This is a genomic window from Micromonospora marincola (assembly GCF_056150385.1).
The window spans coordinates 543865-556665 of the sequence record NZ_JAXCFT010000001.1 but is presented as its reverse complement, the minus strand read 5'-3'; the positions used below and the strand labels follow the sequence as shown (position 1 = coordinate 556665).

Here is a 12801-nt window from a genome sequence, read left to right as displayed (position 1 = left end):
GAGGGCCGGTGGGCGGAGGGCCGGTGGGCGGAGGGCCGGTGGGCGGAGGGCCGGTGGGCGGAGGGCCGGTGGGCGGAGGGCCGGTGGGCGGAGGGCCGGTGGGCGGAGGGCCGGCCGGCTCGGGTTCGGCCGCGACCAGGTCCGGATCTCCGGGCAGGCGACGCGGGCCGGCGGGCGGATGCGGCGTGGCGGGCGGCTCGACCGGTACGTCGGGCAGCCAGCCACCCACCCGGATCCCGGGCTGCGTGATGTCCTCGTCAGCCACCGCCCCTCCCTCGGCTGCCGGAGCCGGCGGCCGTCAACGCGGCCCACCGCAGGGCAGGATGACACACGCTTCGATCTTCGAGAAGTCGTCGACGGGAGCAATTTCCCGACGGCCGACACCCGCCGCGCGTCGGTTCGGCAGAATTCCTCGCCTCCTCGCCGGGTGGCGCCACGGTCCCGGCGGGCTCACCCGACCTGGAAGCCGAGTGCCTGGGCCAACGCCACGGCCTGCTCGACATCGACCCGCGCCCCGGCGCGTTCGACAGCGGTCGGGTCGAGCCCGGACAGGTCACTGCCGCGCAGGTCGGCGCGGGTCAGCTTGGCGCCGCGCAGTTGGGCGCCGGACAGGTCGACCCCGGTGAGCACCGCGCCGGTCAGGTCGGCGCCGGTCAGGTCGACCTCACGCATCCGCGCGTCGGTGATCCGCGCCCCACGAAGGTCGGCCCCGGGCAGGGCGACGAAGGACCAGTCGCCCCGGTCGACGCGCAGCGGGCGGAGGTCGCACCTGTCGAAGCTGCTGCCGACCAGCTTGCAGCCGGTGAACTCGGCCTCGAACAGGTTGCACCTGGTGAACGTGCAGCGGGTGAACGCCGAGTCGGTGTGCCGGGAGGCGTTGAACGCCACGGTGCCGAAGACGCACTCGGTGAAGACGGCGCCCCGGGTGGCCGCCTCGGTGAGGTCGACGTCGAAGAACTCGCACCGCACGAAGTGCCTGTCGACCAACTCTTCGGCATACCAGTCCTGCTGGCGGTAGGTGACGTCCTCGACCGGCTCCGGCATGCCACCGACACTAGTGGGGGCGGCCGACACTTCCGACCAGGCGTACCGGCGGGTAGGTTCGCCTGCGTGAGCGTCGCAGTGAGCACCGATCCCGGCCGTGTCGGCTTCGATCCCGCCCGGCTGGCCCGGATCGACGAGCACTTCGCCAACTACGTCGACGACGGTCGGCTCGCCGGCTGGCAGATCGTCGTCACCCGCCGGGGCGAGGTCGCCCACTCGTCGACGTACGGGCTGCGCGACCGGGAGGCCGGCACGCCGGTCGAGGCGGACACGCTGTGGCGGATCTACTCGATGACCAAGCCGATCACCTCGGTCGCCGCGATGATGCTCTGGGAGGAGGGCCGGTTCGAGCTGACCGACCCGATCAGCCGCTGGCTGCCGGAGTTCGCCGACGTCCGGGTCTACGACAGGGGTTCGGTGCTCAAGCCGTACACCGTGCCGGCGACCGAGCCGGTCCGGATCTGGCACCTGCTCACCCACACCGCCGGCCTGACGTACGGCTTCGCCCAGGTCTCGGTGGTCGACGGCCTCTACCGGGCGGCCGGCTTCGACCTGGGCGTGCCGGCGGGGGCCGACCTCGCCGCGGCGTCGGCCGGCCTGGCCCGGCTGCCGCTGCTCTGCCAACCCGGCACGAGCTGGAACTACGGCGTCTCCACCGACGTGCTCGGCCGCCTGGTCGAGGTGGTGTCCGGGCAGTCGCTCGACGCCTTCTTCACCGAGCGGATCCTCCGTCCGCTCGGGATGACCGACACCCGCTGGTGGGTGGACCCGGCGGACGCCAAGCGGCTGGCCGCGCTCTACACCCCGCACCCGGCGACCGGCCAGGCGGTACGCGCCGACCAGATCGGCCGCGCCGCGCTGGCGGAGCCGAGCTGGCACTCCGGCGGCGGCGGGCTGGTGTCCACGGCCGCCGACTACCACCGTTTCACCCAGTGCCTGCTGCGCGGCGGCGAGCTGGACGGGGTCCGCCTGCTCGGCCCCCGCACGCTGCGCTTCATGACCCGCAACCACCTGCCCGGCAACCGGGATCTCGCCTCGTTCTCCCCGGCGGGCTTCGCCGAGACCGTCACCGACGGGATCGGTTTCGGGCTGGGCTTCGCCGTGGTGCTGGACCCGGTGCCGGCGCGGATGCCCAGCAGCGTCGGCGAGTACTACTGGGGCGGCATGGCCAGCACCGCGTTCTGGGTGGACCCGGTGGAGGAGGTCACCGCGCTGCTCTTCACCCAGCTCATGCCGTCGAGCGCCTATCCGCTGCGCAGCCGGTTGCGCCAGCTCGTCTACTCGGCGATCGTCGACTGATCCGGCCGGTTCGGCGGAACGGCATCCGGGCGGCGGCCCGCTGCCTAGCCTGTGAGGCATGAGCGACATCGTCGTGTTCGGCGCGGGTGGGACGGCGGGCTCCCGGATCGCCGCGGAGGCGGCCGAGCGGGGCCACCGGGTCACCGCCGCCGTCCGCCGGCCGGAAGCGGTCGGCTACCTGCCGCCCGGCGTCCGCACGGTGACCGGCGACGCGACCTCGGCGCGGAGCGTACGCGAGTTGGCCGAGGGCGCGGACGTGCTGGTGGTGGCCATCGGCGGCGGCGAGCGCGAGCTGTGGCGCGACGCCGCCCGGACGCTCGTCGACACGCTGCGCGACCTGCCCGACCCGCCCCGGGTGATCCACGTCGGCGGTGGCGCGACGCTGCTCACCGCGCGGGGCACCCGCTTCCTGGACGAGCCCGATTTTCCCGGCGAATACCGGGACTCGGCGCAGGGGCAGGCCGACGCGCTGGAGTTCTACCGCTCCTCGGCCGACGGGGTGACCTGGACGTACGTCTCCCCGCCGCCGCTGGAGTTCCACCCGGGCGAGCGGACCGGGCACTACCGCACCGGCACCGACCACCCGGTAACCGACGCGCAGGGCCGCTCGGTGCTCACCTACGAGGACCTGGCCGTGGCGATCGTCGACGAGATCGAGAACCCGAGGTTCGGCAACGCGCGGTTCACCGCCGCGTACTGATCCGCCGCGTACCGGTCAGTCGGCGAGCCGGGCGGGGAACCCGCCGGTGGCGATCGGACCCCAGGACTCGATCATCACCCGGATCAGCGACTTGCCCTGCGCGACCATGGCCGCCCGGTACTCGTCCCAGTCCGGGTGCTCACCGGAGATGCTGCGGAAGTAGTCGACGAGCGGCTCCACCGCCGCCGGCAGGTCGAGCACCTCGGCCACGCCGTCGACCTGCACCCACGGGCCGTTCCAGTCGTCCGAGAGCACGCACGCCGAGACGCGCGGGTCGCGGCGGATGTTCGTCACCTTGGCCCGCTCCGGGTAGGTGGAGATGACAAGCCGTCCCTCGGCGTCGACGCCGCAGGAGACCGGCGAGGACTGGGGACGGCCGTCGGCGCGGGTGGTCATGAGCACGACGCGGTGCCGGGGGCGGAGGAACTCGGTCAGGGCGTCCCGGTCGACCCGGGTGTTGCGCGCGATGCTGCGTGGCATGCCTCGGTTCTACCAGGCCGGCGGGCGGATCTCAGCGCGGGCGGGCGGCGGCTCCGCGCGGGGAGACCTGCTCGGGCACGCGCGGGCGGGCGGTGGGCCGCCAGGCGCGGCCGTTGGCATAGATCACCCGGAAACCGAGGTACGCAGCGAGCGGCGCCCAGTGCGCCGAGCCCATCCGCAGCTCGGCGGCGTTGTGCCGCTGCCCGTTGGCAAGCACGTCGAGCAGCACGGTCTCGAAGGCGGCCGACTCGACCCAGTCCACGTCGCGGGTGAAGCCGCAGATCAGCGCCGCGCCTGTGACGTCGAGGAAGCCGCGGAGCGTGGCGTCGGAGGCGCGCAGCACCGAGCAGCTACCGAAGTAGAGGCGCCGCCCCTCGCAGCGGCCGGCCATCCGCTCGGCCACGTCGGACAGCTCGACCGAGTCCCAGTCGGTGAGGCAGAGCCGGCTCGGTTCGCCGTGCATGGCGAAGAAGCCGACCCGGTGGTCCGCGTACTGCTTCAGCAGCCAGCGGTCGAGAAAATAGAACAGTTCGTCCCGGGTGGCGGCGTCCTTGTGGATGTAGCGGATCCGGCCCAGCCGTTCGAGCAGTTCGAGCGTGGGCAGGACGGACCCCCGCTCGTTGAGGTCGCGGTGCCACTGCCCCTCGACGCAGAACACGCCGCCACGTGCCACGTCCACCTCCCCGCGAGGGTCGCCGCCCAGGTCGGCCCGGGCCCGGGAGCTGACGTTACCCGGCCCTCCCGCCCTCGCCGAATGAGAACAATTTCCGCTTATCGCCACGAAAGTGCTCACGGGGTGTCACGGTGAGGAGAATCCACTTTCTCACCGGGAGGCTCCTGTGCGCGTCAACACCCTGAAGCGGGCGGCCGTCGCGTTCGCGCTGGCCCTGCCCGGGGCCGCCGTCGCGACAGTCGTCGCCGCGCCGCCGGCCCAGGCCGACGGCTGCTACACCTGGCCCCGCACCCTCACCCAGGGACGATCGGGCGCCGACGTCCGGCAGCTCCAGATCCGGGTGGCCGGCTGGGCCGGGTACGGCGACATCGTCCACATCGACGGCAACTACGGCCCGGAGACGGCCGCCGCGGTCAAGCGCTTCCAGGCCGCGTACGGGCTGCGGGCCGACGGCATCGCCGGCCCGCAGACGTACGCGAAGATCTACGCCCTACAGGACGACGACTGCACGCCGAAGCACTTCAGCTACGCCGAACTGGACAACGGCTGCGGCAAGGGCGGGTGGAGCGGTGGTCCGCTCTCGTCGTCGGCCACCCGGGCGAACGCGCTGCGCGCCATGTGGAAGCTGGAGGCGCTGCGCCGCAGTCTCGGCGACAAGCCGCTCTACGTCACGAGCGGATTCCGCAGTGTCGCCTGCAACCGGCAGGTCGGCGGTGCCGCCGGCAGCCAGCACCTGTACGGCGACGCGGCCGACCTGACCTCCCGCAGCCGGACGCTGTGCGAGGTCGCCCGGTCGGCCCGCGACCAGGGCTTCAGCGGCATCTTCGGACCCGGCTACCCGGACCACGGTGACCACGTGCACGTGGACTCGCGCCGGGAGAACAACCAGGACGGGCTGGCCAACAGCACCGACTGGTCCGCCCCCACCTGCGGAGTCAACTGACAAGGCGGGGCCCCCGCTTAACGCCTTCTGCATAGGAGGGGGCCCCGCTTAACACCGCGGTCGGGCGGCGGGGTCAACTCGCCCGGGGCCAGCTCGGGCGAGTGGCGGGAGCCGGCCGGCCGGCGGCGGGACGCGGTCCGTGCCGTACCGGCGGCGCGGCGACTCGCGGGACGGGGCCGCGTGGCGCCTGGCCGGCGACCGGCCGGGGGGCCGGAACGGCGGTGCCCGGCCGGGCAGCCTGACCCGCGCCCGGCCGGGCAGTTTGGGGCGAACCCGGTCGGGCAGCCTGACCGGGGCCGGGTCGGACAGCCTGGCCGGCGCCCGGTCGGGCCGACGGGCCGCTCAGCACGAACGGGAACGGCACGTGCACGAACGGGTTGCCGTGCCGGATCAGGGCGTCGATCTGACGTTCGTTGAGACCGTGTGTCTCCAGCACCCGGCGCCCCCAACGGTGCAACCGGCAGGGGAACGCCGCCCCGTCGTTGCGGCATTTCGGCCCCGCGGGCCATTCCTCGGCGGCGTGCACCACCACCGCCCGCACCGCGAGGCGGACGTCCTCGGGGGTCAACGACGCCGGTACCGGCACGTCGCCCAGGATCTGGTCGATGGGATCCCTCGACTGCTCACCAACTCGCACGGCAGGCCTCCCGCAGCTCGGCAGCGGTGCGGCGGACCGGCCGCACCACATCCTCGCCCACTGGTACGGCCGGACACCGGCGACAGTTCAATCGCGCCACGCGGTGAGCAGTTCCTCGGGCCCGAGGACTGTCACGCCGTCGACCGCACGCCCGTTCCGCACCACGGCGACGACAGGCGTGCGCTCGTCGGCTCTGGCGTCGGGCGAGGTCAGCCTCTGGGATCGTTCGTACGGGTCGCAGATCTTGGAAGCTCCCGGCCCCTCAAGGGGCACTTTCCTTCCAAGATCTCCACCCAGCCATGGCGATCATGAAGTTAGCGGCGACAAAACGGACAACCGACGCCGCCAACTTCATGATCAACCCGGCAGGGCGGGCAGGGCGGGTGGGGCGGGTGGGGCCGGCAGGGCGGGTGGGGCGGGTGGGGCGGGTGGGGCCGGCAGGGCGGGTGGGGGTGGGGGTGGGGTCACACCAGGTCGGCGTCCTGCACCAGCAGCGCCACCTGCACCCGGTTGTTCAGGTCCAGCTTCGTGAGCAGCCGGGAGACGTACGCCTTCACGGTCGCCACGCTCATGAACAGCTCGGCGGAGATCTCCGCGTTGGTCCGCCCCCGGCCCAGCAGCAGCGCGACCTCCCGCTCCCGCTCGGACAGCCCGTCCAGCAGCCGCACCGCCCGGTCCCGTTTCGGATCCGCGCCGGGCGGCGGCGCGGCGGCGGTGACGTGCGCGATCAGTTTGCGGGTCACCGCCGGGGACAGCGTCGCCTCCCCCGCCGCGACCCGGCGCACCGCCGCCACGATCTCGGCCGGCGGGGTGTCCTTGAGCAGGAAACCGCTCGCCCCGGCACGCAACGCCCGCAGCACCTGCTCGTCGGCGTCGAACGTGGTCAACACCAGCACCTCGGGCGGGTCCGCCGCCGCCCGCAGCGCCTCGGTCGCGGCCAGCCCGTCCACCCGGGGCATCCGGATGTCCATCAGCACCACGTCCGGGGCGTACGCGGCGACCGCCGCGGGAACCTCCGCCCCGTCGGTGGCCTCGCCCACCACCTCCAGGTCGGGTACCCCGCCGAGGATCATCGACAGCGCGCCCCGGACCAGCGGGTCGTCGTCGACGATCAGCACCCGCACGCCGCTCATGCAGTGACTCCCCAGGGCAGCCAGGCGGTCAGCCGGAAGTTGCCGTCGGCGTCCCGCCCGTGGTCGAGCCGTCCGCCGGCAAGCGTGACCCGCTCGGCCACCCCGACCAGCCCGGTGCCGGTGCCGGGAATCGACGTGACCGCCCCGCCCACCGGCCACGGGTTGCTGATCTCGACCGCGAGCCCGTCGCCGGGAGCGCCGGCCAGCCGGACCGTCACCACCGCGCCCGGCGCGTGCTTGCGGGCGTTGGTCAGCCCCTCCTGCACGATCCGGTACGCGCTGCGTCCGATCGCCACCGGCACGGCGGCCGGCTCGGTCACGTCGTCGACCACGCTGACGCGTACCCCGGCGTCACGACTTTCGGAGACCAGCGCGGGCACGTCGCCGAGCGTCGGCTGCGGCCGTTCCGGGGTGGCCTCGGAAGCCACCTCGGCCCGCAGCACACCGATCACCTCGCGCAGGTCCTGCAGGGCGGCGTGCGCGCTGGCGCGGATCACGCCGGCCGCCCGGGCGACCTCCTCCGGGGGCGCGTCCGGGCGGAACTCCAGCGCCCCGGCGTGCAGGCTGAGCAGCGAGATCCGGTGGGCGAGCACGTCGTGCATCTCCCGGGCGATCCGGCCGCGTTCGAGGTGCCGGGCCTGGTCGAGCCGGAGTTGCTGTTCGGCCTCGGCCCGCTCGGCGCGGTCGCGCAGCGACAGCACCAGTTGGCGGCGGGCCCGGACGAACAGCGCCCAGGCGACCACGATGCCGATGAACAGCACGGTCCAGGCCATCGCCGCCCAGGGCGGCATGGCCGGGTCGGGGCGGAGCACGATGTAGGGCAGCGCGGCGACCATGTTCCAGCCGACGAGCGTCAGCCCGACCGGCAGCGGCCGGTGCACCAGCACGGTGAACAGCACGATCAGCAGCACGGCCCCGCCGGTGACCGAGAAGAGCGCCAGCGGCGCGGTGGCCACGGCCAGCCCGATCGGCCAGCGGCGGCGCAGCCAGAGCGCGCCGGTGGCCAGCAGACCGACGAACAGGTCCGCGCCGATGAGCCAGTCCGGTCCGATGTTGAGCGCGAAGTCCGGGTTGCGGCTGACCGCGTCGTCGTGGGCGACGAGCACCCAGCCCAACGCGATCAGGAACAGCAGGCTGTCGACGAACCAGTCCCGCGGGGTCCGGCGGGCGGACCGGGCGGGTGCCAGGGAGCCCGGCAGGAGCCAGGGATGATCGGGTACGACGGCGCTGCTCACCTGCCCAATGCTAGGGAGCCGTCCGGACCCGCGACCAGATACCAAAGTCGACGCCTACGGTGAACCGAGGTCGGTTCCGCCGCCGACCGCCGGCCGCAGCGGATGACCGGGTGGCCCCGGCAGGCTTCTCGACATGATCGAAGTTGACCACCTGACCAAGCGGTACGGCCCGCACGTCGCCGTCGAGGACGTCACGTTCCGGTGCGAACCGGGCACGGTGACCGGGTTCCTCGGCCCGAACGGCGCCGGCAAGTCCACCACGATGCGCATGATCTGCGGGATGACGCCGCCCAGCTCGGGCGGCGCCACCGTGGCCGGCCGGCCCTACCGGCAACTACCAAACCCGGGGCGGGAGATCGGCGTGCTGCTCGACGCCTCGGCCCAGCACGCCGGGCGCACCGGCCGGGAGACGCTCACCCTGGCCGCCCGCACCATGGGCGTGGACCGGGAGCAGATCGCGGCGAAACTCGACCTGGTCGGGCTGAACGGCACCGCCGCGCGGCGGCGCGTCGGCGCGTACTCCCTGGGGATGCGGCAGCGGCTCGGCCTGGCGCTGGCGCTGCTGGGCGACCCCCGGGTGCTGATCCTGGACGAGCCGGCCAACGGCCTCGACCCGGAGGGCATCTACTGGATGCGCGGCCTGCTGCGCGACTACGCAGACCGGGGCGGCACCGTGCTGCTCTCCTCGCACCTGCTGCGCGAGGTGGAGGCGGTGGCCGACCGGCTGGTGGTGATCGGCGGCGGCCAGGTGGTCGCCCAGGGCGGCAAGGACGAGCTGCTCGCCGGCGCCGGCACCCTGGTCCGCGCCCGGGACCAGCACGCCCTGCGCCTCACCCTGGACCGGGCCGCGCTGCCGGCCACCGCCGGCACCGACGGCGGCTTCGTCGTCCGCGCCGAGCCGGGAGCCGTCGGTCAGGCCGCGGCCGACGCCGGGCTGGTCCTCACCGAGCTGCGGCCCGCCGGCACCGGCGGACTGGAGCAGCTCTTCCTCACCCTCACCGCAGGCGCGTCGACCAAGGAGGCCGTCCGATGACCACCGCCACCACCGCTCCCACCGCCGCCCCGGCGCGGCACGAGCCGGTCGCCGCCGGCCCGACGCTTGCCCGGCTGACCGAGGTGGAGCTGCGCAAGCTCGCCGACACCCGGGCCGGACGCTGGCTGCTGATCACGATCGGGCTGATCGCGGTCGCCATCGTGGTGGTGCAGCTCTTCGTCACCGACGCGGCGGACCAGACGTTCACCGCGTTCTTCGCCCCGTCGCTGCTGCCGGTCGGGCTGCTGCTGCCGGTGCTCGGCATCCTCTCCATCACCGGCGAGTGGTCCCAACGCACCGCGCTCACCACGTTCGCGCTTGTGCCCCGCCGGGAACGGGTGATCGTCGCCAAGCTCACCGCGGTGGTGCTTGCCGCGCTCGGCTCGGTGCTGGTCAGCGTCGCCGTCGCCGCCCTCGGCACGCTCGCCGCCAAGGCCACCGGCGGCGCGGGCGCCTGGACGTTCGACTGGCAGATGCTGCCGTACGCGGCGGTGTTCCAGGTGGCGAGCGTGCTGATGGGCGCCGGGTTCGGCCTGCTGCTGCTGAGCACGCCGCTGGCGATCGTCACCTATCTGCTGCTGCCGACCGTGTGGAGCGTGCTGGCGGCGATGATCGAGGGGCTGCGGGAACCGGCCCGCTGGCTGGACACCTCCTACACGATGGAGCCGCTGCTGGGGCCGGACGTGACGGCCGGGCAGTGGGGCCGGCTCGGGGTCTCGCTTGCCGTCTGGGTGCTCCTGCCCCTGGTCGCCGGGCTGATCCGCACGCTGCGCCGCGAGGTGTCCTGACCGTGGCCGCCCGGCAACCCGGCGAGGCCGTCGTGGTCGACGGCGGACGCGGCGAGCTGCTGCTGATGTGGGCCGGTTTCCCGCTGCTCGGGGCGGGGCTGGGCGCCGGGCTGACCGCCCTGTCCGGCTGGATCGCCGGGCTGGCCTGGTTTCCCTTCCAGGGCGTGTTCGAGCTGATCGACAGGTGGCCGGACCAGCGGTCGTACCCGATCGGCGCGGCGGTGGGCGTGCTGGCCGGCCTGGCCCTGGCCGTCGTGGGCGTCCGGGAGCGGCTGACCGTCACGGTCGGGCGCCGGTCGGTACGGCTGCACCGGGACGGGCACGGCCGGGACGTCGCGCGGGACGGGGTGGCCGGCGTGTTCGTCGACGGCCGGGCGCTGGTGCTGCTGGACCCGGCCGGCGCCGAGCTGGCCCGCGAGCGATCCGACCTGAGCGCCGAGCGGCTGCGGGCCGCGTTCACCGGGCAGGGTTGGCCGTGGACCGCTCACGACCCGTACCGGGAGGCGTACCGGAGGTGGGTGCCCGGGTTGCCCGGACTGCCGGCCGGCGCGGACGCCCTGCTGCGCGCCCGGCAGCGGGCCGTCCAGGGCAAGCGCGACGCCGAGGCCCGGGAGCTGCACGGGGAGCTGGCCCGGCTCGGCGTCGTGGTGCGCGACGAGAACACCCGGCAGTACTGGCGCCTGACGCCCGACCCCCCACCCTCCACCCGCCGCTGATGCACGGAAAGCGTGGCTGTTCGAGGCCGGATGACCACGCTTTCCGAGAAAGCGGGGGCGGGGGGTTCTCAGGCGACGATCACCAGCACGGCCAGCGCGGCGAAGGCGGCGGAGAGCGCCGCGCCGGTCCACCGTCGCCACGGCGGCGCCCCGGCGACGGCCGGCAGCCCGCGCCAGCGACGGACCGCGAGCGCGGCGGCCACCCCGGTCAGCCCCGCCCCCAGCGGCCAGAGCCAGCCCGGCACCATCGACCAGTCGCCGAGCCGGTGGCCGAGGGCGAGGTAGAGCACCGCCCAGACGGCGGCGGAGAGCACGGCGAGCCGGTCCGGCCCGCGCCGGGCGGTGCTCCACAGCGCCAGGCCGCCGAGGAAGGTGAACGCCAGTGCCAGGATCGCGCCGATCCAGCGGGGCAGACCTGTCGACTCGCTTGCCGCGTCGCCGTGGACACCGAGCAGCCGCAGGCCGAGCGCGTCGACGTCGCGGGCGGTGTTGCCGAGCACCACGATCCCCCGGCCGGCGGTGCGGTCGTAGCCGACGTACGACCGGAAGCCACCGGTGCCGCCGTTGTGCCACACGATCTCCCGGTCGCCGTACCGGCTGGTGAACCAGCCGTAGCCGATCCGGCGCCCGCCCTCGTCGTCGAAGCGGGGGGTGGCGGCGTCGGCCCCGGGCGCGGTGCCGGCGAGCATCGCCGCGACGAGCCGGGCCAGGTCCTCGGCGGTGGACCAGACGCCGACGCCGGCCGGGGCGTAGCCCGCGCCCAGCCACTCCTCGGCGGGCCGGCCGCCGGTGGTGGCGCCCTCGGCACGGCCGGCGGGCAGCCCGGCCCGGTCGGTGGCGACCACGGTGGCGGTCATGCCCACCGGGCCGAGCACGTCCCGCCGGACCAGCTCCGGATAGCCGACACCGGCCTGCGCGGCGAGGCCCTGACCGAGCAGCGCCGGGCCGAGGTTGGAGTACGAGACCGTGCCGCGCTCGCCGTCCCGCTCGGTGCCGGCGGCGTCGGCCACGATCCGGTCCACGTCGTCACCGGCGTACGCGTTGCCGGCGGTGACCGACGTCCACCAGTTGCGGGCCAGCTCGGACGGGCCGGTCGGCAGCCGGGGCAGCCCGGAGCGGTGGCTTGCCAACTCGGCGAGGGTGGCCTCGCCGGCCGGGCCGGTCACCTCGGGCAGGACGGTGCGGAGCGGGTCGTCGGGGCGGACCGCGCCGGCCGCCGCCCGGTGGGCCAGGAGCATGCCGGTGAGCGGCTTGCCGACCGAGCCGATCTCGAACGGGGTGCCCGGCTCGACGGCCGGCCCTCCGGGCGCCCGGTCGCCGAGGCCGGCGACGCGGACCCGACCGCGCTCGATCGAGGCCACCGCGAGGCCACGCCAACCCCGCGGGTCGTCGACGGCGGCGCGGACGGTCGCGGCCAGGTCGGTGTCGCCGGTCTGTCGCGCGCCGAGTTCCGGGCCGCGGGGCATCAGGCCGGTGGCGGCGGTCGCCGCGGCGAGGCCGGCGACGACGGTGAGGACGGTCGGGGTACGCATGGTGCTGCCTTCCGTCGGGGTGGGTGGTCGATCAGCGGCGGGCGGCGGTGAGGATGGCCAGCAGCGGCACCACCCGCTCGGGTGGGATGTCGTAGTGGCCGCGGGCCCCGCTGCGCAGCCAGCCGGCGGCGGCGAGCTGCCGCAGGTGGTGGTGGAGTTGCCCGGTGGTGCCGAGGCCGTCGAGGTCGGCCAGCTCGGCGGTGCCGTGCCGACCGCCGAGGATCTCGCGCAGCAGCCGCAGCCGGACCGGGTGGGCGAGCGCGGTGAGCGTGCCGGCCAGTGCCGGCCAGTCACCGTCGAGCAGGTCGTCGACGCCGGCGCCGTACTGCCAGTCGTAGTGCCGGTCGGCGGTGCGCACGGTGCCGGTGTAGAGCACCGCGCCGGCGCCGTCGGTCGGCAGCCGCCGCTTGAGCCCGTCGAGCGCCCAGAACACGTCATCCGGGGCGGCCTCGCCGGCCGCCGCGACAGGTGCTGTCGCCCGGTCGGCGGCCAGCCGGGTCACCTGGGCTTCCAGGGCCGCCAGCCGTTCCTCCACGCTCGCCACGACCCGAAGATACGCTAGTACGTAGTTACGTGCAAACGAAGAAA

General features: G+C 74.5%; 13 protein-coding genes and 1 pseudogene. 6 read left to right on the top strand and 8 right to left on the bottom strand.

The features are described from left to right. Positions 1 to 265, bottom strand: a pseudogene (locus SM450_RS02670) (hypothetical protein); the annotation flags it as partial. Positions 266 to 450: 185 nt separating this feature from the next. Continuing rightward, positions 451 to 1044: a pentapeptide repeat-containing protein gene (locus tag SM450_RS02665; RefSeq protein WP_474618025.1), complete on the bottom strand. Its 594-nt coding sequence runs from the start codon at positions 1042 to 1044 to the stop codon at positions 451 to 453. A 66-nt stretch (positions 1045 to 1110) separates the two neighbouring features. Between SM450_RS02665 and SM450_RS02660 the strand changes: the two genes are divergently transcribed. After that, positions 1111 to 2343 carry a serine hydrolase domain-containing protein gene (locus tag SM450_RS02660; protein ID WP_474618024.1) on the top strand — a complete coding sequence of 411 codons (1233 nt, stop codon included), beginning with the start codon at positions 1111 to 1113 and terminating at the stop codon, positions 2341 to 2343. Between the two features lie 58 nt (positions 2344 to 2401). Continuing rightward, on the top strand, positions 2402 to 3043 hold the full coding sequence (locus SM450_RS02655; protein ID WP_474618023.1) for an NAD(P)-dependent oxidoreductase: 642 nt from the start codon (positions 2402 to 2404) through the stop codon (positions 3041 to 3043). A gap of 15 nt (positions 3044 to 3058) precedes the next feature. Here SM450_RS02655 and SM450_RS02650 read toward each other — a convergent pair whose 3' ends face one another. Both SM450_RS02650 and SM450_RS02645 read right to left on the bottom strand, forming a co-directional pair. Next, positions 3059 to 3523, bottom strand: coding sequence for a PPOX class F420-dependent oxidoreductase (locus SM450_RS02650; protein ID WP_474618022.1), 465 nt, complete (start codon positions 3521 to 3523; stop codon positions 3059 to 3061). A 31-nt stretch (positions 3524 to 3554) separates the two neighbouring features. Then, positions 3555 to 4196 (bottom strand): DUF6642 family protein, encoded by a 642-nt coding sequence (locus SM450_RS02645; protein ID WP_474618021.1) that lies wholly within the window; start codon positions 4194 to 4196, stop codon positions 3555 to 3557. A gap of 166 nt (positions 4197 to 4362) precedes the next feature. On the opposite strand from SM450_RS02645, the gene SM450_RS02640 reads away from it, so the two are divergent. Continuing rightward, positions 4363 to 5139 carry a D-Ala-D-Ala carboxypeptidase family metallohydrolase gene (locus SM450_RS02640; RefSeq protein ID WP_474618020.1) on the top strand — a complete coding sequence of 259 codons (777 nt, stop codon included), beginning with the start codon at positions 4363 to 4365 and terminating at the stop codon, positions 5137 to 5139. A 1101-nt stretch (positions 5140 to 6240) separates the two neighbouring features. Here the strand turns inward: SM450_RS02640 and SM450_RS02635 are convergent. Next, positions 6241 to 6909, bottom strand: a complete 669-nt coding sequence (locus tag SM450_RS02635) for a response regulator (RefSeq protein ID WP_474618019.1) — start codon at positions 6907 to 6909, stop codon at positions 6241 to 6243. Further along, on the bottom strand, positions 6906 to 8144 hold the full coding sequence (locus tag SM450_RS02630; protein ID WP_474618018.1) for a sensor histidine kinase: 1239 nt from the start codon (positions 8142 to 8144) through the stop codon (positions 6906 to 6908). Before SM450_RS02630 ends, SM450_RS02635 begins: the two co-directional genes overlap by 4 nt. Before the next feature lie 133 nt (positions 8145 to 8277). Between SM450_RS02630 and SM450_RS02625 the strand changes: the two genes are divergently transcribed. The 3 genes from SM450_RS02625 to SM450_RS02615 are packed head-to-tail and all read left to right on the top strand — an operon-like array spanning position 8278 to position 10681. Continuing rightward, entirely contained in the window at positions 8278 to 9177 is a 900-nt protein-coding gene (locus SM450_RS02625; RefSeq protein WP_474618017.1) for an ABC transporter ATP-binding protein, read from the top strand. After that, positions 9174 to 9965, top strand: a complete 792-nt coding sequence (locus SM450_RS02620) for an ABC transporter permease (RefSeq protein ID WP_474618016.1) — start codon at positions 9174 to 9176, stop codon at positions 9963 to 9965. Before SM450_RS02625 ends, SM450_RS02620 begins: the two co-directional genes overlap by 4 nt. A 2-nt stretch (positions 9966 to 9967) precedes the next feature. After that, the gene (locus SM450_RS02615; protein ID WP_474618015.1) at positions 9968 to 10681 is read left to right on the top strand and encodes a YqeB family protein; all 714 of its coding nucleotides are present in this window, start codon (positions 9968 to 9970) and stop codon (positions 10679 to 10681) included. 68 nt (positions 10682 to 10749) lie between these two features. Here SM450_RS02615 and SM450_RS02610 read toward each other — a convergent pair whose 3' ends face one another. Both SM450_RS02610 and SM450_RS02605 read right to left on the bottom strand, forming a co-directional pair. After that, the gene (locus SM450_RS02610; protein ID WP_474618014.1) at positions 10750 to 12213 is read right to left on the bottom strand and encodes a serine hydrolase domain-containing protein; all 1464 of its coding nucleotides are present in this window, start codon (positions 12211 to 12213) and stop codon (positions 10750 to 10752) included. A gap of 31 nt (positions 12214 to 12244) precedes the next feature. After that, positions 12245 to 12757 carry an ArsR/SmtB family transcription factor gene (locus tag SM450_RS02605; protein WP_474618013.1) on the bottom strand — a complete coding sequence of 171 codons (513 nt, stop codon included), beginning with the start codon at positions 12755 to 12757 and terminating at the stop codon, positions 12245 to 12247. Positions 12758 to 12801: the final 44 nt, after the last annotated feature.